The organism is Henriciella pelagia, assembly GCF_002088945.1.
In the GTDB taxonomy this organism is placed as follows: Bacteria; Pseudomonadota; Alphaproteobacteria; order Caulobacterales; family Hyphomonadaceae; genus Henriciella; species Henriciella pelagia.
In genome coordinates this window covers 34,133-59,937 of the sequence record NZ_NCSU01000011.1, presented here as the reverse complement: position 1 = coordinate 59,937, position 25,805 = coordinate 34,133, and the positions used below count along the sequence as shown (strand labels likewise).

23 protein-coding genes and 2 pseudogenes are annotated in these 25,805 nt (G+C 60.2%); 14 read left to right on the top strand and 11 right to left on the bottom strand.

All coding sequences use genetic code 11. The features are described from left to right. Window positions 1-76: 76 nt before the first annotated feature. Entirely contained in the window at window positions 77-241 is a 165-nt protein-coding gene (locus B8746_RS17135) for a hypothetical protein (protein WP_158084595.1), read from the top strand. Window positions 242-262: 21 nt separating this feature from the next. Here B8746_RS17135 and B8746_RS09740 read toward each other — a convergent pair whose 3' ends face one another. The 3 genes from B8746_RS09740 to B8746_RS09730 are packed head-to-tail and all read right to left on the bottom strand — an operon-like array spanning window position 263 to window position 4,303. Next, window positions 263-1,183: an alpha/beta hydrolase gene (locus B8746_RS09740; RefSeq protein WP_084393502.1), complete on the bottom strand. Its 921-nt coding sequence runs from the start codon at window positions 1,181-1,183 to the stop codon at window positions 263-265. Between the two features lies 1 nt (window position 1,184). Further along, on the bottom strand, window positions 1,185-2,933 hold the full coding sequence (locus tag B8746_RS09735; protein ID WP_158084594.1) for a sulfatase family protein: 1,749 nt from the start codon (window positions 2,931-2,933) through the stop codon (window positions 1,185-1,187). Next, window positions 2,933-4,303, bottom strand: coding sequence for an MFS transporter (locus tag B8746_RS09730; RefSeq protein ID WP_158084593.1), 1,371 nt, complete (start codon window positions 4,301-4,303; stop codon window positions 2,933-2,935). Before B8746_RS09730 ends, B8746_RS09735 begins: the two co-directional genes overlap by 1 nt. Window positions 4,304-4,441: 138 nt before the next feature. On the opposite strand from B8746_RS09730, the gene B8746_RS09725 reads away from it, so the two are divergent. The 6 genes from B8746_RS09725 (at window position 4,442) to B8746_RS09700 (ending at window position 12,570) form a co-directional block, all read left to right on the top strand. Next, on the top strand, window positions 4,442-5,122 hold the full coding sequence (locus B8746_RS09725) for a TetR/AcrR family transcriptional regulator (RefSeq protein ID WP_084393499.1): 681 nt from the start codon (window positions 4,442-4,444) through the stop codon (window positions 5,120-5,122). Between the two features lie 102 nt (window positions 5,123-5,224). After that, window positions 5,225-7,516, top strand: coding sequence for a TonB-dependent receptor (locus B8746_RS09720; protein ID WP_158084592.1), 2,292 nt, complete (start codon window positions 5,225-5,227; stop codon window positions 7,514-7,516). A gap of 75 nt (window positions 7,517-7,591) precedes the next feature. After that, window positions 7,592-9,727 (top strand): beta-glucosidase family protein, encoded by a 2,136-nt coding sequence (locus B8746_RS09715; protein ID WP_084393497.1) that lies wholly within the window; start codon window positions 7,592-7,594, stop codon window positions 9,725-9,727. Then, complete coding sequence (locus B8746_RS09710) at window positions 9,717-11,429, top strand: carboxylesterase/lipase family protein (RefSeq protein ID WP_158084591.1); 1,713 nt, start codon at window positions 9,717-9,719, stop codon at window positions 11,427-11,429. The genes B8746_RS09715 and B8746_RS09710 overlap by 11 nt, the downstream gene beginning before the upstream one ends. Before the next feature lie 288 nt (window positions 11,430-11,717). Then, window positions 11,718-12,389, top strand: a complete 672-nt coding sequence (locus tag B8746_RS09705) for a type IV toxin-antitoxin system AbiEi family antitoxin domain-containing protein (protein WP_198943723.1) — start codon at window positions 11,718-11,720, stop codon at window positions 12,387-12,389. Beyond that, the gene (locus B8746_RS09700; protein ID WP_084393495.1) at window positions 12,382-12,570 is read left to right on the top strand and encodes a hypothetical protein; all 189 of its coding nucleotides are present in this window, start codon (window positions 12,382-12,384) and stop codon (window positions 12,568-12,570) included. The genes B8746_RS09705 and B8746_RS09700 overlap by 8 nt, the downstream gene beginning before the upstream one ends. A 26-nt stretch (window positions 12,571-12,596) precedes the next feature. On the opposite strand, the gene B8746_RS09695 is transcribed toward B8746_RS09700, so the two are convergent. After that, the gene (locus B8746_RS09695; RefSeq protein WP_084393494.1) at window positions 12,597-12,842 is read right to left on the bottom strand and encodes a hypothetical protein; all 246 of its coding nucleotides are present in this window, start codon (window positions 12,840-12,842) and stop codon (window positions 12,597-12,599) included. Here B8746_RS09695 and B8746_RS09690 point away from each other — a divergent pair. After that, entirely contained in the window at window positions 12,798-13,247 is a 450-nt protein-coding gene (locus B8746_RS09690) for a nucleotidyl transferase AbiEii/AbiGii toxin family protein (RefSeq protein ID WP_084393493.1), read from the top strand. The two genes, B8746_RS09695 and B8746_RS09690, sit on opposite strands and share 45 nt — an antisense overlap. Before the next feature lie 53 nt (window positions 13,248-13,300). Here the strand turns inward: B8746_RS09690 and B8746_RS09685 are convergent, their stop codons facing one another. From B8746_RS09685 to guaA, 4 genes and pseudogenes are all read right to left on the bottom strand, one after another. Then, the gene (locus B8746_RS09685) at window positions 13,301-13,666 is read right to left on the bottom strand and encodes a hypothetical protein (protein WP_084393492.1); all 366 of its coding nucleotides are present in this window, start codon (window positions 13,664-13,666) and stop codon (window positions 13,301-13,303) included. Window positions 13,667-13,670: 4 nt separating this feature from the next. Beyond that, window positions 13,671-14,564, bottom strand: a pseudogene (locus B8746_RS09680) (type IV secretory system conjugative DNA transfer family protein); the annotation flags it as partial. A 90-nt stretch (window positions 14,565-14,654) separates the two neighbouring features. Next, window positions 14,655-15,091: pseudogene (locus B8746_RS09675) on the bottom strand (tyrosine-type recombinase/integrase); the annotation flags it as partial. Between the two features lie 281 nt (window positions 15,092-15,372). Next, window positions 15,373-16,953, bottom strand: a complete 1,581-nt coding sequence (gene guaA / locus B8746_RS09670; protein WP_084393490.1) for a glutamine-hydrolyzing GMP synthase — start codon at window positions 16,951-16,953, stop codon at window positions 15,373-15,375. 61 nt (window positions 16,954-17,014) lie between these two features. Between guaA and B8746_RS09665 the strand changes: the two genes are divergently transcribed. Both B8746_RS09665 and B8746_RS09660 read left to right on the top strand, forming a co-directional pair. After that, window positions 17,015-18,193 (top strand): aspartyl/asparaginyl beta-hydroxylase domain-containing protein, encoded by a 1,179-nt coding sequence (locus tag B8746_RS09665; protein ID WP_084393489.1) that lies wholly within the window; start codon window positions 17,015-17,017, stop codon window positions 18,191-18,193. Window positions 18,194-18,305: 112 nt separating this feature from the next. After that, window positions 18,306-19,292: a PilZ domain-containing protein gene (locus B8746_RS09660; protein WP_084393488.1), complete on the top strand. Its 987-nt coding sequence runs from the start codon at window positions 18,306-18,308 to the stop codon at window positions 19,290-19,292. A gap of 14 nt (window positions 19,293-19,306) precedes the next feature. Here B8746_RS09660 and B8746_RS09655 read toward each other — a convergent pair whose 3' ends face one another. Then, window positions 19,307-20,614, bottom strand: a complete 1,308-nt coding sequence (locus tag B8746_RS09655; RefSeq protein ID WP_084393487.1) for an RsmB/NOP family class I SAM-dependent RNA methyltransferase — start codon at window positions 20,612-20,614, stop codon at window positions 19,307-19,309. Between the two features lie 119 nt (window positions 20,615-20,733). On the opposite strand from B8746_RS09655, the gene B8746_RS09650 reads away from it, so the two are divergent. The 4 genes from B8746_RS09650 (at window position 20,734) to B8746_RS09635 (ending at window position 22,862) form a co-directional block, all read left to right on the top strand. Continuing rightward, complete coding sequence (locus tag B8746_RS09650) at window positions 20,734-21,027, top strand: DUF1330 domain-containing protein (RefSeq protein ID WP_084393486.1); 294 nt, start codon at window positions 20,734-20,736, stop codon at window positions 21,025-21,027. A 117-nt stretch (window positions 21,028-21,144) separates the two neighbouring features. Further along, window positions 21,145-21,624 (top strand): hypothetical protein, encoded by a 480-nt coding sequence (locus tag B8746_RS09645; RefSeq protein WP_143434574.1) that lies wholly within the window; start codon window positions 21,145-21,147, stop codon window positions 21,622-21,624. Window positions 21,625-21,645: 21 nt separating this feature from the next. Then, entirely contained in the window at window positions 21,646-22,257 is a 612-nt protein-coding gene (locus tag B8746_RS09640) for a GNAT family N-acetyltransferase (protein ID WP_084393484.1), read from the top strand. Next, a complete protein-coding gene (locus B8746_RS09635; RefSeq protein WP_198943721.1) occupies window positions 22,254-22,862 on the top strand; it encodes a hypothetical protein in 609 nt (202 codons plus the stop codon). Before B8746_RS09640 ends, B8746_RS09635 begins: the two co-directional genes overlap by 4 nt. On the opposite strand, the gene guaB is transcribed toward B8746_RS09635, so the two are convergent. Together guaB and B8746_RS09625 are read right to left on the bottom strand one after the other, a co-directional pair. Beyond that, window positions 22,852-24,306 (bottom strand): IMP dehydrogenase, encoded by a 1,455-nt coding sequence (guaB, locus tag B8746_RS09630; RefSeq protein ID WP_084393483.1) that lies wholly within the window; start codon window positions 24,304-24,306, stop codon window positions 22,852-22,854. The two genes, B8746_RS09635 and guaB, sit on opposite strands and share 11 nt — an antisense overlap. Window positions 24,307-24,426: 120 nt before the next feature. Beyond that, entirely contained in the window at window positions 24,427-25,737 is a 1,311-nt protein-coding gene (locus B8746_RS09625; RefSeq protein WP_143434573.1) for a hypothetical protein, read from the bottom strand. Window positions 25,738-25,805: the final 68 nt, after the last annotated feature.

The window sequence follows — 25,805 nt, the reverse complement described above, 5'->3', positions numbered from 1 at the left end:
CCTGCCGGGCGCTAGGCCGACCTTTTTCTTTGCGCCAGCACAGATCGCCAAGCGCAACAAGGAGTGAGGCCCCGGCGTGCTCTACAAAAAGGCCGGTGAAGCCAGCGCGCGCCTCGCCCACACGGCCGCCAGCGAGGTCACAGTCGAGCGCATCAGCGGTCCGGATGCGATCGCCGACATCTGGCGCGACTTCCTCGACAACAAGGTCACACCTAGCCGCAGCATCATGGCGTCGCTTTGAGCCAAGCAGTGCTGCGAACCATCAATCCTGATCGTGCGCGACCGATAGCCAGCTCACATACTGGTCCAGCCAGCGCTCGCTCGTCGCACCCTTGCGCAGGGTGCCAAAGCCATGCCCGCCATGATCGTAAAGATGAAACTCGAGCCGTCCGGTGGCGCGGTACCAGGCTTGTGGCACGGTAAAACCGCCTTGCCGGAAAAGAGGGTCGTCAGACGCAACGGCAAGGAAGAGCGGTGGCTTGCTCCGGGCCCGCACCGTCTGGGACAGAGGCGGATAGACTAGCGCCGCCGAGGCAACCGTCACATCCTTTGGCTGCGTTTCCAGCATCCGGATAATGGACAGGCCACCCGCCGAAAAGCCGATCAGGTCAACGCGTCCTGATGCGCAACCATAATCCGGACAGTGCCGTGAAACATAAGTCATGGCCGACGCAAGATCTTCCACCGCCGGGACATAGGCCTCCAGCTCCACCTTGCCGAGCTGGGCGGCGAGCGGCGCAAGGAAGGCAAGAAACGCCTCAGGATCGGCGGGCGTTGGCCGCGTCCGGTATTTCAGAACAAAGGCCGTATAGCCTTCTGCGGCCAGCCGCTCTGCAACCGGAAATCCCTCATTCTCGACCGAGACGAACATGTAACCGCCACCTGGTACGACGATCACGGCCTTGCCATTGCCCGCATCGGACGCTGGCAGCACGGGATAGAGTTCCGCTGCGGTTACATTGCGAACCGTAAGCTGATCCAGAAAATGCTCCCACAGTGCACGATCGTCCAAAGCCCCGCCGAGCGAAATGGCGGCATGTTCTGGCGGATCTGCCGGCACCGGCACCGGTGGCAGCGCCATTGGCCTCTCGTCAGAGCCCGTGTCCGTTTGCGCCAGCACGGGACTGCCTCCTGCAATCAGGAAAAGGCCACCAACGGCCAGTCTTGCACACGTTCGCAGCATATCAGTGCTCTCCTTCACCTGTCTTTGCGGTATCTCCGTCCTGAACGCAGTTTGTCACGATATCGCTGGCGCCGTAGCCATAGCGAACCGCGCGCGCCTCAATGCAGGGGTCTGCCGGCAGGCGCGTTCCCGGCGTGTAAAGCTGCCAGGCCCCGGCCGCATTCCCCTGCCGTCGCCACGCAATAGAGGCGCCTTCGGTTTCGGAGGCAAGGACGAGCCCGGAATCGTCCGCCCTGGATACGCTGATCGACGGAGCGCTTGTGACAGGCTGCCGGCCGCCCGGCCACATCGCTTCGACCATTTCGGTTTCGAACACGGCGGAGAGGTCCGGTGTCCGTTCCAGCCAGTCATCAAGCGCATCGACAAGGCGTTGACGAACGGCACGCAGCGCGGGCTTGCCGGCAAGGTTGCGGGTTTCCTCGGGATCCTCTTCCATGTCGTAAAGCTCAAGCCGCGCACGCGGGACGTCGAGATAGCTCGCCTGCAGGTCACTGAGCCTGCCTTCATCATGCAGCCGCTGGAGCGCCTGCATGGATCGCAACTCCTCCCGGAACGCGACGGGCTGCAACAGCGCCACTTGGGGCATGTAGTTCCGGATGAGCTTGTAGCGTTCATCGCGCACCGCCTTGCTACGGTCCATCCATTGATCCATCCGGTCGCTTGCGGCGAAGATGTAGGAATTGGGCGCGTCCCGAGCCTCGCCGAGGAAGACCTGCCCGTGCAGCCATTCAGGCGTGGGCGCCCCCGCAAGCGACAGGATCGTTGGCGCAAGATCGACGAAGCTCACCAGTTCGTCGCGCACCTCGCTGGCGCCCCGGCCGTCCGGAAACCGGACCAATAGCGGAACGCGAATACCCGAATCGTAGACCGAACGTTTGGCCCGGGGGAATCCGTCGCCATGGTCGGTGGTGACGATGACTATTGTATCATCCGCAAGGCCGTCCCGCTCTAGGTCCTCGAGGAGCATGGCAAGCTTCTGTTCGGTAAAGGCGATGTTGTCATATTGGGTCGCAATCTCCCGGCGCACTTCAGACACGTCCGGCAGCCAGGCCGGCACGGTCACATCGGACGGATCCGTGACCGCGACCTTGCCCGACAGCAGTCTTTCGTTGCGGGCGGCGACAGTCTTCGCAAGCTCGGTGTCGCGAATGGCCGGGACGGGAAACAGGAAGGATTCGTGAGTCGTTGCCAGGGTAACCATGCCGAAGAAGGGCTGGCCGGGTGCCCGCCCCCGCCAGCTCGCGGCCTCGCTATCCTCATCCCAAACAGTGAAAGGCGTTCCGAACTGGTAGTCCTTCTTGTTCGAAATCACCCAGCCGCCATAGCCGGCAAAGGTGTAGTATCCCGACTGGCGCAACAGCTCGGGAAAGGCTTTCACCTCCGGCGGCGGCACAGCGGCGTAGCCGATCTCAAAGCCTGACGGCTCGAAATCCGTTTCGAAGGCATGGGTCCGCATATGCTGGGCGCCGAGGGTCTGCTGGTGAACACCCGTGATCAGCGAAGCCCGCGACGGCGCGCACACACCGGCGGTGGTGAACGTGTTCGGAAACAGGATGCTTTCCTGCGCCAGGGAGTCGAGTATCGGCGTGGTTGCCACGGGATCGCCGAAAGCGCCCACCTTGAGGCTCATATCCTCGAAGACGACCAGCAGGATGTTCGGACGCTGCGCCGCCCGCCCGGCCTCGCCCGGAACCGACTGGCAGCCCGCAGCCGCCACCAAGACCAGCGCAGTCAGAAAAGTGCGCAACATCATCCCTCTCCTCTTGCCTTGAGCAGCTCGACGATCCTGCTGTGCCGGTCTCCGCGCATCGGATAGAAAGCGATGATCGCGGCGGCGGCGGCCATGCCGGCCGCCGGCAGTGCAAAGCTGAGGACCCTAAGCCCGTCGAGTGTACCTGCCGCTTGGTCGGTATTGGCGACATAGCCGATGGCCTGGAGAATCAGGCCGACGGCGCCCACGGCGAGCCCCGACGCCGCCTTCTGAGAAAACTGGTACAGGCCGAAGAAGATACTCTCGTCACGGACCCCGGTCTTCCACTCGCCAAATTCGACCGTATCCGGCAGCATGGCCCAGAAGGCGACGATGGTGGCCGCCATGCCGATGCCAGCCATGACGACAAATCCCAGGAACATGGTCTTGCTCTCTGGCGCGATCAGGAAAAGCAGGAGAAAGATTACGGCATTGAGCGAGAGACCGATGCTCAGCACCAGCGTCTTGGAGGTTCGCCTCGCAAGCAGCGTCCACCCGAAAACGGCGGCTGCAGCGGCAATGGTGTAGAACGTCAGCACCTCGCGCACCATTCCGGCCTCACCGATCACGTATCGGGTGTAGTATATGATGGACTTGGTAAAGATGGTCGAGGCCACGACGTTCATCACCACGCTGGCAAACAGGATCCAGAATGCGTGATTGCCTCGCACGGCGCGCATCGACGCCATGAGATCGGGGCACTGGATACCGATATCTGCCCGCTCCCTTACCGAGAAGAAGGTGACGAGGAAGACCGCTTCAGCAAACAGGGCGTAGACCACAGCCGTGACCATGTAGCCGCGTACCAGGCTTCCGTTCGCGAACTGCTCGGCAAGCCAGGGTGTCAGGAAAGCGGTCACGATGGCACCGAGCGTCGCGAACTGCATCCGTGCACCGGAAAGGGATGTACGCGTCTTTCCGTCCGTCGTCATGGCAGCGCTGAGAGAAACGTAGGGAACGCCAAACACCGTATAGACGGTCCGGAACAGGAGGTGCGTCAGCAGGCAGGCGATCACGGGCTGGGCAGGCCAGAGCACGGGGGCTGCGAAAAGCAGAACGAAACTCGCACCGAGCAGGGGACCGCCAAACAGGAGATAGGGCCGGTAACGGCCGAAAGGCGAGCGGGTGCGCGAGGCAACTGCCCCCATGACCGGATCGGTCACTGCATCCCACAGCAGGGCAACCATGAACAGAGACCCGGCAATGCCAGGAGCGAGCCCTACCACGTCTGTGTAGTAGTAGAGCAGGTAAAGATTGAGCCCGGTATAGAACAGGTTGAGGCCGAAATCGCCCGCACCATAGCCAATGACTGTGCCGAGCTGGACGCGGCCTGTCCCGACCGCGCCGCCCCCTGACCGTTGACGATTCACGCTCTGCCTCCCTCGACGCTTCAGGCAGCCTTAACCCAAAAGTTCATCCAATTGGAATATTTTTATGATGAAAAGTGCATAACAGCGGGTTTCGGGTTAGGTCCTGACACCAGCACCATACAGACGGGAGATCAGGCAATGGCGGGAAAGACGACACGCAAACCCGTGCAGGCAAGGGCCGAAGCCACACGCGCCCGCATTCTGGAAGTTGCCCGGCATCATTTCGCCGAACGTGGTTTCGATTCCGCAAACACGCGCGACATTGCTGCCGACGCCGACGCCTCTCACGCCATGATCCGCTACCATTTCGGAACAAAGGACAATCTCTGGCGCGAGGCGGTGGCCGACATGTTCGAACGCCTGCGCGCGGAGCTTGGCTTCGAAAACGGCACCCCGCCCGAAATGGACACGCTCGAAGGGTACCGCGAATTCCTTCGTCGCTACATCCACTATTGCGCAAAGCACCCAGAGCATGCGCGCATCATGATATCCGAATCGGTGCGCGGCGGCCCGCGCCTGCACTGGATGGTCGAGAACTTCATCCAGCCCGGGCATGAAGTCTATGCGGGCCCTACCCGCCGGCACATGGAAGCTGGCAACCTCCCCAATGCCTGGCACCCTTCCCTCATCTTCATCATCACTTCGATCTGCCAGATGCCATTTGTTCTCGCCGCCGAGGCGCGCGAACTCTACGGCGTCGACATACTGTCGCCACAGGCGATCGAAGCGCATATCGACTCCGTTTTCGCCTTCCTCCTGCGCGACCCGTCGCGAATCCGCGCCGACTGGCCGGCACTACCCGACTGGCTCAAGGCCTGAAAAAAACTCTCCGCCCGGGAGCTTGACAGGACATCTTTGACATGAAATCCATCCACTTGGATGAAAAACTGGGTGAAGCCAGTTTTACCGGGAGGATATTCAATGCTTCATAATCGCCTTGCCATTACGGCTTCCTGCATCGCGCTCGGCACCTGTCTGGCCGCCCCTGCCTCTGCGCAGGACAGCACCGGCGACGCCGAGCGAAAGCTCGACACCATCATGGTTTCCGCCACCAAACGGCCTGAAACCCTGCAGGACGTGCCCGTCGCCGTGTCTGCCCGCTCCGGCGAGGACCTGGAAAACTCGGGCGTGTCCTCGATCGAGGGCCTCGCAACGCTGGTGCCGTCACTGACCTTCACGCAAAGCTCCAACGAGCTGAACAGTTCGGTTCGCATCCGTGGGGTCGGAACCGAGGTTTTCTCCTCGGGCGTTGAGCCGAGCGTGTCTTTTGTCGTCGACGACGTCGTCCTCGCTCGTCAGGGCCAGGGCTTCCAGGACCTTGTCGATGTGGAGCGGGTCGAAGTCCTGCGTGGTCCGCAAAGCACCCTGTTCGGCAAGAACGCCTCGGCCGGCGTGATTGCCGTAACGACACAGGCGCCCACTGACACCTTGTCCGGAAAAGTGGACCTGACCGTCGCCGAAGGGGAGGAGTACGCGCTTCGCGGCACGGTCTCCGGGCCGATCACGGACACCGTTCTCGGCCGGCTGACCGCATTCACAAAATCGCAGAAGGGCCACATAGAGAACGTGTCCGACGACCGCGACCTCAACGGATATGACAATTGGGGCGTTCGCGGCAAAATCCTTGTCCAGCCGAGCAGCGCGCTCGATCTCACCTTCATCGCCGATTATCGCGATACCGAGCAGGACTGCTGCGCCTACCAGATCCGCGATACATCCACCGCGGTCAACCCTGTCGTTGGTGTCACTCTCGACACGCTGCTGGATCCGGTTGTGGCCGGCCCTGAAAACAACCAGACGAAGCTGAACGCACCCGTCTACAACAATTCAGAGCAATGGGGCGTTTCCGGCAAGGCGGAGTACCGGTTCGATAACGGCTTTACCTTCACCTCCATCACAGCCTTCCGGGAATGGGATTTCGAGAACAATATCGATGTCGATGCGCTCGACTTCGAAGACCCGATCCCGGGTGTCATCACCTTCGATCTCAATAGCGGCCAGACGAGCCTCTCCCAGACCTCGCAGGAGTTCCGCCTGGCTTCGCCGCGTTGGGACAATTTCGATTATGTCGTCGGTGTCTACCTCTTCCAGCTCGACCTCGACCGCTCCTTCCGCCGCCGCATTGAGGCCCTGACCGGGCTTGGCGTCGTTGGCCTGAGCGGCCAGTTCAACGGCTCGGTCGGCAACCGGAACTATGCCGCTTTCGCCAGTGCGAACTACAGGTTCGGCCAGGGCACGACCCTGTTCGGTGGTCTGCGGGTGATTAATGAGACGCTCGACTACCGCGTCTTCCGTGATCCGACAAACACCCTGCTTCCGGGCGACTTCCCGCTCGGCGGCTCGGCCGGCACACCGGCTGACATCGATGGCGACACGTCCGACACGGCGCTGGTGGGCAATATCGGCCTGCGACAGGAATGGTCCGACAGCGTGATGACCTATCTGCGTTATGCTCGCGGCTATAAGGGGCGCGCCTTCGACGTCATCTTCACTGCGCCGCAGTCGACCGAATATGTCGATGCCGAAGTTTCCGACAGCTATGAGGCCGGCCTGAAAGTCCAGACGCCGAACGGCCGCCTGCAGTTCAACGCCGCCGCCTTCTGGACCGAATATGACGACTTCCAGGCCCAGGAACGCGACGTGGCTGCCTCCACCATTGTGGTTGCCAATGCCGGCAAGGTCAGCACCAAGGGCATCGAGCTGGACGCCTCGGCCCTTCTGACCGACAACACCCTGCTCCAGGGGGGTATTGCCTATACAGATGCCACCGTGGAGAGCTTTCCGTTTGCCCAGTGCTATCGCGGCCAGACACCGGCCGAGGGCTGCGTTAACGGTGCGCAGGACCTCTCCGGCGAGGAGCTGCCCAACTCGCCGGACTGGCGCTTCACCGCAAGCCTGCGTCAGGACATCCCTCTCGCAAGCATGCCTTTTGACGGCTTCTTCCAGCTCGATGGCAGCTGGCAGAGCGATGTCCAGTTTCAGCTCGACCAGAACCCGAACACGACGCAGGACGGCTATGGCCTCTTGCATCTGAGTGCCGGGATCACGGCCGATGACGGTGGCTGGACCGCCTCTGTCTTCGTGCGCAACCTGCTCGACGAGACCTATGCCTCGAACGTATTCGCAGATCCTCTTTATGCTGGCGTCATCAGCCAATATCTGCCCCGCGACTTCGAACGCTATGTCGGCGCAAGGCTCACAGCCTCCTTCTGACACCCCTCTCCCACTGGCCTAAGGGGCCGGTCCTGAACCGGCCCCTCCCTTTTCCAGACGACCGAAAGACGACGAATGTCCGACGAGACCGGCTGCCAGGACAGCATCTTCCAGAGCATGACCATTGGCGAAATCATTGCCAGGCTCACCCTTGAAGAAAAAATCGCCATGATGTCGGGGAGCGGGTTCTACAGCATTCACGCCGAATCCAAGAAATGGGGCGCCAAGCCCTACCCGGCAGGCGGCGCGAATGAGCGCCTTGGCATTGAAGGGCTGAAATTCAGCGACGGGCCGCGGGGCGTGATCGTCGGGCACTCGACCTGCTTTCCCTGCTCCATGGCCCGCGGTGCGACCTTTGACAGGAAGCTCGAGTGGCAGGTCGGCGAGGCCATGGCGCTCGAAGCGCGCGCGCAGGGGGTGAACCTTCTGGGCCAGGTCTGCGTCAATGTATTACGGCATCCCGGATGGGGCCGCGCGCAGGAAACGTATGGCGAAGACTCCTTCCATCTTGGCGAAATGGGCCGCGCCCTCTCCCAGGGCAGCCAGCACCACAATGTCATTTCGACGGTAAAGCACTTCGCGCTGAACAGTATCGAGAATACGCGGTTCAATCTCGACGTGCATGTCGATGAGCGTACGCTGCGGGAAATCTACCTGCCGCATTTCCGCAAGATCATCGAATCCGGCTGCCTGTCGGTGATGAGTGCCTACAACAAGGTCAATGGCACCTATTGCGGCCAGAATGAATATCTTCTTACCCAGATCCTTCGCAATGAATGGGGCTTTGAAGGCTTCGTCCATTCCGACTGGGTGCTGGGTGTCTACAGCCCAGATGCCGCCGAAGCCGGCCTCGATGTGGAAAACCCCGAACCAGCCTGGTTTGGCGACAACCTCCTTGCCGAAGTAAGAAACGGCAACATTGCCGAAGCCGCCATCGACACCGCCGTCCGGCGCATCCTGCGCACCCTGAAGCAGGTTACCAAGGCAGACGATCCGCGCGCGTCCTACCCGATGAGCCTGGTCGCCTGCAGCGAGCATACCGGCCTTGCGCGCAAGGTCGCCGAACAGTCGGCCGTGCTCCTGTGGAACCGCGACAGTCTTCCGCTCGACGAAAGGTCGGTGCGGCGGGTCGGCGTGTTCGGAAAGCTCGCAACGCTCGAGAACACTGGCGATCGCGGCTCCTCACGGGTCAATCCGCCCTATGTGGTCACACCGCTGAAGGGCCTGACATCCTTTCTCGGGACCGATCGGGTCACGCTCGCGGGCGACGAGGCGGATCCAATTGCCGCCGGCAAGGCCGCTGACGCCTTTGATGCCGCCATCGTCATTGTCGGCTACACGGCCGTGGAGGAAGGCGAATATATTCCCAGCCACATCAATCTCGGCCAGGAGGATATTCCCGAAAACCTGACCTCCATCCTCGATGGCGCGCGCAAGCGCAGCAACGGCCAGACCATAGGCGGCGATCGTACCGACCTTCGTCTGCCGCCCGCGCAGGTAGAGCTGATACGGCAGGTGGCCGCTGCAAATCCGCGCGTGATCGTCGTCATCGTCGCTGGCTCGGCCGTCATGGTGGAGGACTGGATCGATACGGCTCCTGCTGCGCTGCAGACCTTCTACGCCGGCATGGAAGGCGGCAATGCGCTCGCCAACCTACTCTTCGGCAAGGTCAGCCCATCGGGACGCCTGCCTTTCACCATCGCCCGCGACGCCAGTCACTATCCGCCGTTCGATACCCAGGCCCACGATGCCGACTATGGCTACTGGCACGGTTATGCCCTGCTTGACCGCGAGCGGAACGAGCCCCGCTTCCCGTTCGGACATGGCCTGACCTACAGCAGTTTTGAATACGGCAATCTTCGCGCCGCCCGCCGGAAGGATGGCGCGCTCAACGTCGCAGTCACGGTTACCAATACCGGCACCCGGCCAGCCATCGAGACCCCGCAACTCTATATCGGCTGGCCAGGAAAGGCCGCACCGCGCCCGGTGAAGAACCTGCGCGGGTTCAGCCGGGTCCCGCTAGCGCCCGGTGAAAGCGCCGAGACCGTTTTCACCGTCGAGCCGAGGGACCTTGCATGGTATGATACTGACCGTCGAACCTGGCGCATCGAAGCCGGTATCCATACCGTTACGGTCGCCCGGTCGGCTGGCGATCCAGAGGCACTGTCGATGCGGATTCCATTCGAAAGGGAGATTGATCTTGGCCTCTAGACCGAGCCTTGTCTCGCTCCTCCTCCTGTGCCTCGCCGCGGCCTGCGCAAAGCCGCCGCAACCTCATGCAGCGCCCCTCGCGGCGCAGCCGGCGATGCTGGTACAGACCGCGCAAGGGGAGGTTGTCGGCGGTGCTTCGGCGAATGGCGCTCGCACTTGGCTCGGCATCCCTTATGCCAGTCCCCCTGACGGTCCGCTTCGCTGGCACCCGACCAAACCGCCCAGCCCTCGCAGCGAAACGCTGAACGCCTTGCAGCACGCCAGCTGGTGCCCGCAGATCACCAACGGGCTGGACAGTCTGAAGGGTATCGAAAAGGGTGTGCTTCGCGGCGAAGAGGATTGCCTCTATCTCGACATCTATGCCCCATCGGATGCCAGCGGGTCCTTCGCCCTGCCTGTCATGGTCTGGATTCATGGCGGGTCGAATGTCTGGGGCCGGGCCGAGCAATATGACGGCTCCAAACTCGCGGAAGCCGGTAACGTTATCGTCGTTGTCGTGCAATACAGGTTGGGACCGCTCGGCTGGTTCGCCCACCCGGCACTTGAAGACGGCGTGGCCAATTTTGCCTTGCTGGACCTTGTTCAGGCGCTGCGCTGGACTCGGAACAATATCGCGGCCTTCGGCGGCGATCCGGACGCGGTCACACTGTTTGGCGAAAGCGCTGGCGCCAACAATGTACTCGCCCTGCTTGCCATGCCGCAGGCCGATGGCCTCTATCGCGCTGCGATTGCCCAAAGCGGCCTGCCGGCAAGCTTTCCCCTGGAAATCGCGAGAGACGGGCGAACCTCTCAGATCGTGGGCGCGATACCGGCTGCACAAGCCTTCACCGACAGCATTTCGCCCGACGCCAGCGCTCTGCGGGACGCCTCGCTCGAAGCCATTTTCGGCGCCTATCGCGACGGACGCACGCCGGGCGTCATCCGCGACGGGACGACACTGTCCGATCGGCCCCTTGCGGAAGCGATCGCGGCCCACCAGGCCGGGCGGAACTTGCCGCTCATTATCGGTTCCAATCGCGACGAGGCGAAATACCTGCTCGCCTTCGACCCGGCCATGACGCGCAAGGCCCTGTTCCTGTTTCCGGTCGCGCGGGACGCGGATCACTACAACGCCGTTTCCAGCTATATGACAGGCGTCTGGCGCGCGATTGGGGTGTCGGAATTTGCCCAGCAACTCGCCGAAGCGGGAACCGGACCGGTGCGAACCTACCGGTTCGACTGGGATGAAGGCGCCCGGGTCGGGCTCAGCGATCTCGGCCATCTAATCGGCGCGGCCCACAGCCTCGAAATTCCTTTCGTCTTCGGCCACTTCGAGAACTTCTTGGGGCGCCTCGACAAGCGGCTGTTCACCCGAAGGAATGCAGCGGGGCGCATGGCGCTGTCCGAGGGAATGATGACCTGCTGGACGCGGTTCGCTGCTGATGGGCCGGACGCCCTCTTGGCCGGCGGGAAATGCCCGGCCTGGTCGGCGATAGAGGCAGGCGGCCGGCAGCACACCATGGTTTTCGACACACCTCGGGACGGCGGCAGCCGCATGCAAGCGGAGTCAGGCAACCTGGATAGCCTCGTCTCGGAACTCGCGACCGATCCCGTGCTCGACAAGGACAATCGCCGGTGTGCGCTTGCCGGCCGCCTCACGCGCACCTTCGGCCTGCTGCGTCCCGGTCTTGCGCAGGAACTGACTGCCGAATGCCCAGGCTGATGCCACTGCCTCGCGGCGCAGGCGAAGCCTTCACTCCCACTCGATTATGAGAGAAACGACAAATTTCTTTGAAATCAATACCTTGCAAAATACCTGTGGAAAAACCGTCGTCGATTCCGGCAGTATCGTTCCGCAGGCAAATCGAATGATGCATGCAACGGGCGTCGTTGCAGTTGACACGATTCCGGTGCACGTACGAACCATAGCTGAATAATAGTGCTGGCTCCACTTGGCCTTTTAATTGGCATCAGCTTCCACCCCCGAGCACCCTCGACGGGAACAATCAGCGTGTTACATATCTTCGGACAAAAACGCATCGTGTCCGAGAATATGAAACAGGCACCATCAACCTCCGCCACCCAGCAGGAAAGGCTCCTTGCTTATCTTCAGAAGCACGAGTTCGCCCGTGCGTTTGAGCTTCGCAAGATCGGCGTGAGTGCGACCGCGATCTCCAGGGCTGTCGACGCCGGTGACGTAGTCCGGATGGGACGCGGCCTCTACCGGGCTGCCGATGCGGAAGCAGATCTCAACACCAATCTGGCCGAAGTCGCCAAGCGCGCGCCTAAATCCGTCATCTGCCTCGTATCGGCTCTGGCGTATCACGGCCTCATCGATCAACTCCCCCGCAAGGTCTGGTTCGCGATTGGCGCGAAAGATTGGGAGCCAACGATCGCCTATCCGCCGGTTCGCGTCGTCAGGTTCCGCGAGCCCTACTTTTCGGACGGCGTGGAAGCGCATCAGATCGGCGGAACGCCGGTTCGTATCTATTCTGTGTCAAAATCGATTGCGGATGCTTTCCGCAATCCGAAACTGGTCGACCGTTCGGTGGCGATCGAAGCGCTCAAGGCGGCCCTTGATCAACGCAAGGCCACGCCAGCCGTCCTGATGCAGGCGGCCGCCGACTTCGGTGCGGCAAAGATCATGCGTCCCTATCTGGAGGCGCTAACATCCAATGGCTAGAAAGCCGACCAACATCGCAGCGTCAGTTCGCCAGCGCATCCTGAACCTTGCCCGAACGAAAGGCCGCGACTTCCAGACCCTTCTCGTCGCATTCGGCCTGGAGCGTCTCATCTACCGCCTGTCCAAATCTCCACACCGTGACAAGTTTGTTCTGAAGGGCGGAATGCTGGTCACTCTATGAACCACCGACCCTGGCCGCTTCACACGCTACATTGATTTCCTCGCCTTCGGCAGAAAACCGACGATGCGACGCTGACCTCGATCTTTGCCGAAATCCTGTCGCTCGACGCCGACGACGGACTCAAGTTCAGCATCGACACGATTACCACGGCCGACATCCGTGAGGATCAGGTCTATGGCGGCAAACGTCTCCGCACGGTGGCCCATCTCGGCAAGACATAAGTTCCGATCACCGTCGATCTCGGCTTTGGTGACGCCCTGCCCGATCCGCACTATGAGATCGAATACGGATCGATCCTCGACTTTAAGCCCGCCCGAATCCGCGCCTCTTCACCGGCAACGGTGATCGCCGAAAAATTCCAGGCGGTCGTCGCCCTCGGCCTCATCAACGGCCGCATGAAAGACTTCTACGATCTCTGGGCCATTCCGAAAGCAACCAAGATCGATCCGGCAGAGCTGAGTGCAGCCATCTCGGCCACGTTCGAACGCCGGAACACACCTCTCCCAACGGACGTGCCCCAAGGCCTATCCGCTGCGTTCGCAGAGGATCCAGCGAAGGTCAGGCAATGGCTGACTTATGCCGACGGCACCGAACTCCAAAACGTTCCACTAAGCACGGTCGCGGGAGACATATGGGAGTATCTGCGTACCGCTGTTGACGTACCCAGAAGCGGCTGAGCTCCACTTGTCTTGATCTGGTCGCTAGGTCGACAAGTGGGCTTCAACCGCTATCAGGTTCCAATCTTCCGCGCCACCTGCCCGATGAAATGATCGAACCGCTTCTGGCCGAGCGCGTGGGCAATGTCGCGCTCGCCTTCCGGGATCGGTTCGGTGCGCGTGAGCCAATAATAGATATAGTGAGCGAGCGTTTCATAGGTGTAGGCGACATCGCGCTCGATCTCAGCCTGCCGCCGGTCGAAGGCATCCATTCTTGCCAGGAGCCGCTCTTCCAGAACCGAGCGCGCTTCTGGATCGAACCAGGCCCGAAGCGCGTCTTCGACAATAGCCGTCTTCGTGGCGCCTGGCCTGTCCGCCGCCTCGCAGAGCTGGGCATAGAGCTTTGTTAAAATCCTTATGTTCACACGTGGCTTGCCCATGGGTTCAGAACTCCGGCAGGAAATCAGGATCACCGCGATCGGCAGCGACCGCGCGCCGGATGGTTTCGAGGTTGCGGTCGTCAGACGGATCGGCTGTATCTTCCAGATCGGGCACAGTTTCCGACTCAGCGGTCATTACCGGCGGCTCTGTCTCGATCTCATGCTCCGGCTCTTGCGTGAGTTTCAGCGACAGGCCGTCCGTCCCGGCGTGCTGCTCTCCCAAATCCGCAGCGACCGGTGCCACAACCGTCCCTGTCCAGTTCTCCGGCGCCCGATCCCAGCGCCATTCGGCGGAAGCAGGTGGCAAAACCCGCCGTGTGAAACTCCCATCCTCGAAATAGCGCAGCTTCTTTGCGAGCACCGGCGGCGCGCTGGAGACCATGACGATCTCGTCGGTTGCGGCGAGTTGCATGACTTCGCCGGGCGTGACCAGCTCGCGCTGGGTTTCCTGGCGCGAGATCATCATGTGCGAGAGCCAGGGCGCGAGCCGGTGGCCGGTATAGTTCTTCTGAGAGCGAAGTTCCGTCGTCGTGCCGAGCGCATCGGAGACCCGCCTTGCCGTGCGCTCATCATTGGTCGCAAAGGCGATGCGCACATGGCAGTTGTCGAGGATCGAATTGTTTGGCCCGTAGGCCTTCTCGATCTGGTTCAGCGACTGGGCGATCAGATAGGCGCGGATGCCATAGCCCGCCATGAAGGCGAGCGCGCTTTCGAAGAAGTCGAGCCGCCCGAGTGCTGGAAACTCATCCAGCATCAGAAGAAGCCGGCGCTGGCCCTTACCGGGCAGCTCTTCCGTCAGCCTGCGTCCGATCTGGTTAAGAATGAGCCGGATCAGCGGCTTTGTCTGCGAAAGGTCCGAGGGCGGAATAACGAGATAGAGCGATAAGGGCTCCCCGGACCCGCCTCTGCTTCGCATGCGCCCGGGGCGAAGCTTTTTAGGCCCTCTTTTTTCCCATCACGCCGTTTTCTTGATCTTGTCGCAGAGCTAACGGACATCCTCGCCCGTTACTTCGCGCAGCGTGTAGTTCCCGAGCGCCGGGATCAGGTCCCGATCGACAATGTGCCGGCGCATGTCGCGGGTCGAGTCCGACATTTCGCTCTCAGCGAGCCAGCGCAGAGCAAGCTCCCCGAATGTCCCTTCAGATTTCGTCTTAGCCTTGGCCCGCTTCTTTTCCTTGGCGGCCGAGACACCCTCATCCACGAGCTTCTTCGCGTCGATCAGCTTCTCGCGCGCAACCGCCAGCGTGATCCCATACTTGCCATAACGCCCGATGGTCAGCGTCTCCCGGCGCCCGTTCACACGGTAGTCGTAGCGGAAGGCTTGGTACCGGTCGGCGCGACGGACACATAGAGACCGTCACGGTCAGCGACCTTGAAGGGTTTATCCTTTGGTTTCAATGACTTGATTGCAATATCGGTTAGCACAGAGCGCCTCCTTCCCACCAATTTTACCGTCAGGTCAAAATGGCCGTTTTTCGACAAGGAAACGCTGGTTTTTCAATGCGTTATGCCGAAAAAATACCGTCAGGCCGCCAAAATGGGCTGACGGTATTTTGACTTTAGGCAGGAAGAGGCAATTTGTATACCGTCAGAATGTCCCGTTGGTCCGCGATGGAGGGCGATAGATACCCAACGAAAATCGGTATCAAGCTATTGTATTTGTTTGATTTATTGATCGTTCGCGATAGGCCGCGCGAGACGTGGAATCATTCCCACTCAATTGTGCCGGGGGGCTTGCTGGTGACGTCGTAGACGACCCGGTTCACGCCCTTCACTTCATTGATGATTCGCGTGGCGACGCGGCCAAGGAAGGCGTGATCGTAAGGGTAGTAGTCTGCAGTCATGCCATCGGTCGATGTAACCGCACGCAGGGCCAGCACCGCCTCATATGTGCGGACATCTCCCATGACGCCAACCGTATTGACCGGCAGCAGAACAGAGAAAGCCTGCCAGATTTCATCGTAGAGGCCAGCAGCCTTGATTTCCTCGATGTAGATCGCGTCGGCCTTGCGCAGCGTGTCAGCCTTCTCGCGGGTGATCTCACCAGGGATTCGAATAGCAAGACCGGGCCCCGGAAACGGATGTCGACCGACAAAGGCCTCGGGCAGTCCCAGTTCTCGGCCAAGCACCCGCACCTCATCCTTGAAGAGATCCCGCAGTGGCTCCACCAGCTTCATGTTCATCCGCTCGGGCAGACCGCCTACATTGTGATGGGACTTGATCGTGTGGCTCGGCCCGCCGGTCGGCGATACGCTCTCGATGACATCGGGATACAGCGTTCCCTGGGCCAGATAATCTGCGCCGCCAATCTTCTTCGCCTCAGCTTCGAACACATCAATGAACAGCCTGCCGATGGTCTTGCGCTTCTGTTCCGGATCGCTGACGCCGGCGAGTTCCCCGAGGAACAGGTCGGACGCATCCACATGCACGAGTGGGATATTGTAATGGTCGCGGAACAGGCCCACGACTTCCTCACTCTCATTGAGGCGCATCAGACCATGGTCGACATATACGCAGGTCAGCTGGTCGCCGATCGCCTCATGGATCAGCACGGCGGCTACCGAGCTGTCCACCCCGCCAGAGAGTCCGCAAATCACTTTCCCATCGCCCACCTGCGCGCGGATCTTATCGATCGCTTCGGCGCGGTAGGCAGCCATTGTCCAGTCGCCCTTGAGCCCGGCGACGCCATGGATGAAGTTGCGGAGGAGCTGCCTGCCATTCGTCGTGTGCACGACTTCCGGATGGAACTGCGTGCCGTAGAAGCGCCGCTCCGGGTCTGCAATGATCGCATAGGGCGCACCTGGTGACTTTGCGATGACCCCGAAGCCGGGCGCCATCTCGGCGACATGATCGCCATGACTCATCCAGACCTGCTCATGTTCGCCATTCTCAAGAAGGCCACTGAGGAATGGATCGTCGACAACCTTCTCGATGAAGGCGCGGCCAAACTCGCGGCTCGTTCCGCCTTCGACGCGGCCCCCAAGCTGGTGCATCATGACTTGCTGGCCATAGCAAATTCCCAGCACCGGCACGCCAAAGTCAAACACAGCCTGATCCGCCATCGGCGCATCATCCCAGTAGACGCTCGCCGGGCCACCGGACAGGATGACGGCTTTGGGATTGAACGCCTGGAGCAGGTCTCTGTCTACCTTGTTGAAGGGGTGGATCTCGCAATAGACCCCCAATTCCCTCAGCCGTCTGGCAATGAGCTGCGTGACCTGACTTCCAAAATCGACAATCAGGACGTGTTCGTGTTTGTCTGCGACAGAATCGGGTTTGCTGGCCATGCAGCCTCCTAACCGCTAATCGGTTGGGCTGGAAGAGCCGTTTATGTAGAGAATTGCCCATATGGACGACCAACTCGCGCAGGCCAGACAGTACGCCGCTGCAGGCATGACAGCCCTGGGCAAGTCCGATGGCGCACAAGCAAACGCAGCATTCCTGAAAGCGATCGAACTCGGCTGGCCCGGAAGCGATGTCTGGATTACCCTGTCGATAGCGAAATCGTTGCTCGGAGACATGCCAGGTCGCCTCAGCGCGCTCGAGAAGGCATTGGAAATCGATCCCTCAAGCGCCCGTGCCAACCTCCACTACGGGCAGGCCCTTGTCGGCGCTGGCCGCAATGCGGACGCAAAGGTCGCGTTCGGCCGGGGCCTCGAAGCGTTCGCAATCCTTGCGACACGCTCGGCAGAGATGGAGCAACTGGCACACGCTGCGAGGGATTTTCTTGGCGATTCGGCCCCATCCACCCTTCACCCGCTGGACAAGTTTGCAGACGAACATGGAGTTCGCGGCGATGAGGAAGACGAACTGTTCAAACTATCGCTCGACATTCTCGCTGGCCGTGCTCAGCCTTTCACGTCCAGACCGACACGTTATTATTATCCAGGGCTGCCCGACCGACAGTTCCACCCGGCGTCGCAATTTGCCTGGACAGACACCCTCGCGGCCAGGACGCCGGAAATTCGGGCAGAACTGCAAGCCTTGCTGCAACGTCAGAAAGAAGAGACAACCCGGTTTTCCCCATATGTTGAAAGCGGTGGCCGGGAAGGCTCTGGCGTCTCACACCCACTGCTCGACAATCCGGAATGGAGCGCCTTCTATCTGATCAAGCAGGGCCAACCGATTGAGGAGAATATTGCGCAATGCCCGCGCACGCATGCAGCAATCAAGGCCATCGGCGAGGACGCTGAACCTGCTCCGGCCCCGTCCGTGCTATTCTCTCTGCTCAAGCCTGGAGCCAGCATTCCCCCGCACCACGGTATGCTGAACACCCGGCTGATCTGTCACTTGCCGATAATCCTGCCGGGTCAGTGTAGCCTGCGCGTCGGCAACGACACACGCGAGTGGAAGGACGGCGAGGTCTTCATTTTCGATGACACCATCGAACATGAAGCCTGGAACAGGAGTGAACAGCCCCGTTACATTCTAATTTTCGAAATCTGGCGTCCCGAACTTTCTCATCGACAGAGGAACCTCGTAACGAAACTCTTCAGCACCTTTGGCGGACCAACAGACAAAACCTGATCAGGCCGAATGCAGCAGAGTATTTCAGCAGCAACTTCTCACTTCCTTATTTTTTATCGTATACGGAATAGTATATTCTCTGCTACCCTTCCTTCACGGAAAGTATAGGCAGATGGAAATTGAGACGCTGCATCGATATTTTGGCAGGCATCTGACTGCCGCACTGTTATGTCTGGGAATCGTACCTTCAGCTCTCGCAGACGACACTTGCAGTTCTCTCGATGACTATCTCAAGCTTCTGATACAGGTCCGCGAAGTCCAGGCTGCGGGCGGGGCGATTATTCCGAAGGAAGATGTCGCCGTACTCCAGGAGAGATTGCAAGCTTGGTCTGCCACTCCTGTCGCGTCCGGTGTCGAAAATCCGGAAAGTATTCAGGAGGAACTCGATACCATAAGGGACTACGCTGATAGCCTTCAGCAGACTGTCAATCTTTACGTGCTGGGCAGGGAGGGCATCGCGAGCGACGAGTTGAAGGCTCAGATACCTGCCGACGTCGGCGATCACCTGGGCAAGGTTCAGAAGATGAACGGCTGTGTTGTCGCGAATCCGCCACCAGTCGCAAAAATGCGTGATCAAGCCGGTCAGTTTGCGGGGTCGGCCGGATCGACGCCGTCGACGGAAGAAGCAAACGACCGGGCCGCGATGCCGGGACACGGCTCACAGCAGCTCCACACGGCTTCAGCGGCCCAGCAGCGCAGCACCATGGACACGGTATCGCAGCTGAACAATCCGTCCAACTGGCTGATTATGGCAGCCTTCATAGTAGGCGGCATTGTCTCATTTGCGATTGCGCAAACTCATACCAGACGGCAGGTGGAGCGATCTCAACGTTACCATTGCAATCGGTTTGTGATTGTCAGAATTGGCAACAGAACGGTTCGCGCAGCGATAACTGACATCACGCTCCAGGGCATGAAGCTGAAGCATGACGGCGCGATAACGCGCAAGCGGGTTGTGGCCGTGGAGGTGGACGGAATGTACCTGAAAGCCACCGTTCGATGGCTCAATGAAATCTTCGCCGGCTTGAAACTGACAAGTGACCTGAGCCAGTCTCAGCTTGAACAGATCATCAGCTCCAACAACGCCGAAGTCGAATGAAATTGGCCCAAGGGTCAACGCACCCTTTTCATTACTGAAAAGAAGAAGCCGTCGGTCCCCGCGCTGCGTGGGGTGAGTCGCACTGATGTCCCGTACTTGCAACCTGCTTTCACCGCCGCCGCCCCTTCATCTGTCAGCAGGCCCGACGCGATCGCGGCCTCGGCGGCGCTGAGCTCGGAAAATCCGTCATTCGCCGCGAGAAACTCCGACACCCTGTCCTCGTCTTCCTCGATCAGGAATGAGCAGGTTGCATAGACCAGCCGGCCGCCCGGCTTCACGAAGGCGCTTGCCACCTGCAGGATTTCGCGCTGCTCTTCGACACGCTTGGCGAGCTGCTTGTCCTTCAGACGCCATTTCGCATCCGGCCGGCGCCGCCAGGTGCCCGTACCGGTGCACGGGGCATCGACAAAGACGACATCCATCTGGCCCTTCAGCGCTTCAAGCGCTTCCGGCTCCTTCGGATGGACAAGCTGGACATTGTGCGCGCCAGAGCGCTTCAGGCGGGGGATCAGCGCTGACAACCTGCGACCATCAATGTCATAGGCGTGAACCTGCCCCTTGCCTTCCATCATCGCGGCCATGGCCAACGTCTTGCCGCCACCACCTGCGCAGTAATCGAGGACCTGTTCACCCGGCTTGGCATTCGATGCGGCGGCTGCGATCTGCGAGCCGGCATCCTGCACCTCGACCCAGCCCTTGGAATAGGCCGGGATGCTTTCGAGCGACGCTTCGCGTTCGGACGGATCGCGCGCCGGAATGTGATAGGCGTTCTTGAGGAGCGGTGAAACTTCGGCGCTGGCAGACCGCATTGGGCCGCTCGCCTTTTCGGCATCGACCTTCAGCGTGTTCACACGGATGTCGACATCGGCCCGCACGGCCATGGCCTGCGCCTCAACCACCTTCTCCTCTCCGAAGACGCGGTCCATCATCGGCTCCATCCATTCGGGATAGTCACCGGAAACATGCGGCGCTGCGGTGACATCGGGTGCCATGACGAGGCGCTCACGCTCTTCAAGCGTCAGCTTGGAGGGGGCGTGGTCTTCATCCATCGCGCCGTCGATACGCATGATGTCCCACTTCCAGGCATGGGCGAGCGCGCCGAGAACGAGCGCACGCGGCTCATCCGAGCCCATGGCGTGCGCGATGGAATTGCGCTTGCGCAGGGCATCAAGAACGAGGCCGGACACCCAGGCGCGATCCTTGGAGCCTGCGTAGCGGGCCCGCTTGCCCCAGTCGCGCGCGGCCGACTTGACCGGCTGGTGCCGGTTGAGAACGTCCGTCAGCACATCAATCGCTGCTGCAATTCTTCCGCCGTCGCGCATGGGTAGACCTCATCGGTATTTGTGAGGCTCGCTTTAAGCCCGCTTGCCCGTCATGGAAACCAATAGACACCTGTTCATGTGTATTCTTAGATGGCGCGGCTGGAGGAGGAGGACAGACAATGGCCGCATACATCGTCGCGCAAATCACCATTTATGACCGCGAAACATACGGCAAATATGAAGCCGGGTTCATGGACATCTTTTCCGCGCATGGCGGCAAGCTCCTCGCTGTCGAGGAAAGCCCGACCGTGCTGGAAGGTGAATGGTCCTGCACACGCACCATCATCGCGGAGTTTCCAGATCAGGACACCGCCAGAGGCTGGTATCACTGCGACGAGTACCAGGCGCTGATGAAGCATCGCAACGCAGCGTCGGTCGGTAGCATCGCCCTGCTCAACGGGCTCGCAGTCTAGGGTTATCCCCGCGCTGCGCGATTGACCCGGTACGATCCACCCCGCCACCTCAACTTGCCCCGACGATCCAACCGCCCGTAAGCTGGACCTCGAATTACAGGGTGGGAGACGGAGAGATTGAAAAAACTCGCATCGTTTATGGCGGCTGGCATGCTGCTCACAGCACAGGCACATGCGCAGTACGACGATTTCAGCGAAGGCGGTAACTGGGTGGTCGTATACAATTACAAGGCTGAGCAGTGCGTTGTCAGCCTGTCAGCAGATTTAGGCTACCTGCTGCTAGGACGCGACAATGAGGGCGTTCACCTCTTCACGTTCGGACTGAAAAGCTACCAGGGCGACACCCCCAAAATGATTCTGCAATGGGGGCTGCCCGGCATGAACATGAGCCTGAACCGACAGCTGGACTACCGTGGGGTCAGGACGGACCATCATATCTACAGCCTGGAACTCAGCCGGAAGCTCATCGACTATTTCTGGGTGGCGGACAGGCTGCGGATGGGTAAATTCGGAGAAGACGACGTCCTCGACATCAGCATTGATTTCGAGGAGGATATGCATAGCGGGTTCCATGACTGCATCCGCAAACACCAATAACCAAACGAGCCCGCGCTTCAGATGATGCACGTTGACCTTCCGCCAGAGATCCGTCTCAGCGATCACGCAGACTGGCGCCAGCTGGGCGACATTACAGCCGAGGCGTTCGCGGAAGACCCATTCAACCTCTGGCTGTTCGGTAGCGGGCGTGCTCTGCGCCCCCTCTTCCGGATCATGGCGCGCGATATCTATCTGAAGCAGGGGTTTTGTCACATGCATGGCAACGAGGCCGCGACCATGTGGGCCACCCATGAAGCCAACCTGCGCTTCCCGCCTTTTTCGCTCTTACAGCTGATGGCCGCGCAAGTAATTCACGGCACGAAAGGCTCGATGAGGCGCGGCATGGCGGCTGGCAGAGCAATGGAAAAGCATCATCCCCGCGAGCCGCACATCTATCTTTTCACGATTGGCACACGAAAAGCCGCGCGCGGCAAGGGACTTGGAAAGGCGATGATGAATCCGGTACTGACTGCGGCCGACAAGGAGGGCCTGCCTGTCTACCTTGAGAACTCAAACCCCGCAAACTACGGTTTCTACTCGGCGTTCGGATTCAAGAAAATTGACGAATTCAGCGTGTTGGGGGAAAGCCCCCCGATGACACCCATGTGGCGAACTCCAAAGACATCACCTTGACCGATCTTCTCCTCTCAAAGGAGGCCTTCAGCGCCACAGCCATGGCGCTGACCTTCCTCGCTTTCTACCCATATGTCCGAGCCATCATCCGCGGGAAAACGCGTCCGCACGTCTTCTCCTGGTTGATATGGGCCGCCGTCACCTTCGTCGTTGCAACAGCACAACTTGCTGGCGGGGCTGGCGTCGGTGCCTGGCCCATAGCGGTATCGGGACTGATCACCGGCGGTGTCGCTCTGCTGGCCCTGTCAAAATCTGCCGACACATCCGTGACAGGCTCGGACTGGACCTTCCTCAGTCTCGCTTTGTCTGCCCTGCCCCTCTGGTGGGTCACCGCTGATCCGCTTTATGCCGTCCTCATCCTTACCGGCGTGGACCTGCTCGGCTTCGGCCCGTCCGTTCGCAAGGCGTGGAACCTCCCGCACGAGGAGAATGCGACATTCTTTGCCCTCGGCGCGCTTCGAAATGGCTTTGTCATGCTCGCATTGGAGCAATATTCTTGGACAACGGGCCTGTTTCCTGCGGCTGTCGGCATCGGCTGCGCAGCGTTTGTTCTGCTTATTCTGATGCGCAGACGGGTCTGGAGGCCCGTCCAGGCTAGCGGCTGATGGAATAATTCGGCGCTTCGCGGGTCATCGTTACATCATGGACATGACTTTCGGAGAGCCCCGCGCCCGTAATCTGGACAAATTCGGCTTTCTCGTGAAGTTCCTGCACCGTCTTGGCTCCGACATAGCCCATCGCTGCGCGAAGCCCACCAACCATCTGGTGGATAATGTTTCCGATCGGCCCCTTGAACGGCACCTGGCCTTCAATGCCTTCGGGCACAAGCTTGTCATTGGAGACTTCTTTCTGGAAATAGCGGTCAGCAGAGCCGCGCGACATGGCACCAAGTGAGCCCATGCCCCGATAGGCCTTGTAGCTGCGGCCCTGGAACAGGAAGACCTCGCCAGGCGCTTCTTCAGTGCCCGCAAAGGCCGATCCCATCATTGCCGTCGATGCGCCTGCTGCCAGCGCCTTTGCAAAGTCGCCGGAGAATTTGATCCCGCCATCGGCGATGATCGGTGTGCCCGTCTTTGCGGCGGCGTTCGCACAATCCTCAATCGCGGTCAGCTGCGGCACGCCAACGCCGGCAACGATCCGCGTTGTGCAGATCGAGCCGGGGCCAATACCGACCTTCACACAGTCCGCACCCGCATCGATCAGTGCCTTGGTGGCATCGCCCGTGGCGACATTGCCAGCAATGATCTGGACCGAGTTCGACAGCTTCTTTGCGCGTGTCACAGCGTCCAGCACAGACTGGCTGTGCCCGTGCGCGGTATCGATCACAACCGCATCGACGCCTGCATCGATGAGGGCCTGTGTGCGCTCGAAACCAGCATCGCCAACAGTGGATGCAGCGGCGACGCGAAGCCGACCCTGCTCGTCCTTGGCGGCGTTCGGGTTGAGCTGCGCCTTCTCCATGTCCTTCACGGTGAGCAGGCCGACGCATTTTCCAACCTCGTCAACGATAACGAGACGTTCAATCCGGTGCTTGTGGAGCAGCTGGCGCGCATCTTCTATTGGCGTGTCCATGGTCACGGAGACGACGTCGCGCGTCATCAGGCTTGCCACCTTGGCATTGAGATCGTCGACAAAACGCGTATCGCGGTTCGTGATGATGCCCACAACCGTGCCATCCTTTTCGACAACCGGCACGCCGGAAAATCCGGTCCGTTCCTTGATGTCCTGAAGGTCTTTCAGGCTCGCGGTTGGCGCGATCGTGATAGGGTTCATCACCACGCCGCTCTCATATTTTTTAACCTGGGTAACTTGTCCGGCCTGTTCTTCGACCGTCAGATTACGGTGGACGACGCCGATGCCGCCTGCCTGCGCCATCGCAATGGCAAGGCGCGCCTCGGTTACCGTGTCCATCGCCGCAGACAGGAGCGGGATGTTGAGCGGAATGGTTTTCGTCAGGAGGGTTGAGACGTCCACATTCGCAGGCATGACCTCGCTCGGGCCGGGCTGCAGAAGCACGTCATCGAAAGTAATGGCTTGTCGGATTTTCATGTGGGGAGCTCCCTTTTCGGCCTAATAAGGGAGTCGTCCCGGTTCGAAAAGCCCCTTTGTTCGGAGAAGCTGAAATCCGCTATCTGTCGATCGGCTACGGGCATGCATTGCCCGCGATGATCACTCCCACTCTTTGACCGCCAGCAGGTCTGGCGTCACCATCGCCTCATTGAGTGACTTGAACGCTGACCAATGGGTTTCCGGACCTGACGCATCGTCGCCGATAAGCGTTTCGACAAGCCGCTCGCCCAGGGAGTATGTGATGACGTAGGTGCGGAACGCATCGACGAACCCGAACATGCCGGCCATTCGCTCGCGCGGCTGCAGGCCATATCGAACTTGAGCATCTATAGCCTCATCGCGCGTCATGCGTCCGTCGAGGTAGGCTCGCGGCACTTCGATTGTCGCGTACGGCTCAACAGCTTTCAGCGTTTCGTTGAACTGGGCAAACAGGGCAGCATCAGCCGGTTCAAGTCCAGCGAGCGGAAATAGCGTCTGTTCATAGTAAGTAGTTCTTGCGTCCAATGGAAACGCGAGGTCGACGGCATATTGCCCCAGGCCCTCGGAAAGAAGAGAATCTGGCCCGAAGAGTGTGAGCGCATCGAACTCTGGCCAATCGTGACGACCATATTTCGCTTCCCTCAGGATCGCCCGCAAGTGGTGTCCCGGATAAGCCTCGTGGCATCCAATGTATAGCGCATTTCCGATTCCAGCTGTCGCGCGATTGATCGTGACTCGCCCCTGAAAGTCTCCTAGATAATCGTACCGGCCAGCGGCCGGAAGCTGGTCTACGAACACAAGCTCTACCCCTTCGCCAGCAGGAAGGTCGATGTATTTTGCGGTCTCATCGCGACAGGCCTCGACCGCAGCACGGTAGACCACTTCGAGCTTCTCGTCAGGTACTCTCATGCGAGCCTTGAATGCCGCGACACGCTCAGCCAGATCGCCTTCACCCGGCACCAGTTCATTGAGCCGCGCAAGTGCAGCCTCGGCCTGCAAATTAGAAATCTGTGGCGGAGATACGCCGAATATCTCCTGAGCCTCTTCATTGAATCCTTTCGTCTCACCCAGCAGCACCTTGATGCGCCCAATCATGCCACGAACTTGAAATCGAAGCGATTCAAGACGTTCCTGCTCCGGGTGGCCATCTCTCACGCTCGAAAGTTCTGAAACAAGTGCCCGCGCTTCAGCTTCAATGTCTGCGAGTGACATCGACTGCTCGCTCGCTTCAATCTTCCACGCTTCGGGCCCGCGATACTCAAAAAGGAATCCACCGTCGGTCACGACATCGAGGGCAAGAGCCAGTTTGACGTATCGTTCACCCGGATCTACGGCGAAAGTGGGGTGCTCCGAGGTGCCCGCACGGGAACCGCACGAAGATACGACGAAAGTCGCGAGCAATACGGAAAACAAAATGCTGATCTTAGTCATGTCGAATGCCCCCTAGTCGAATCTCTCGAAAACGACAGTAGCACCAACTCTGGTAACTTACACGACAA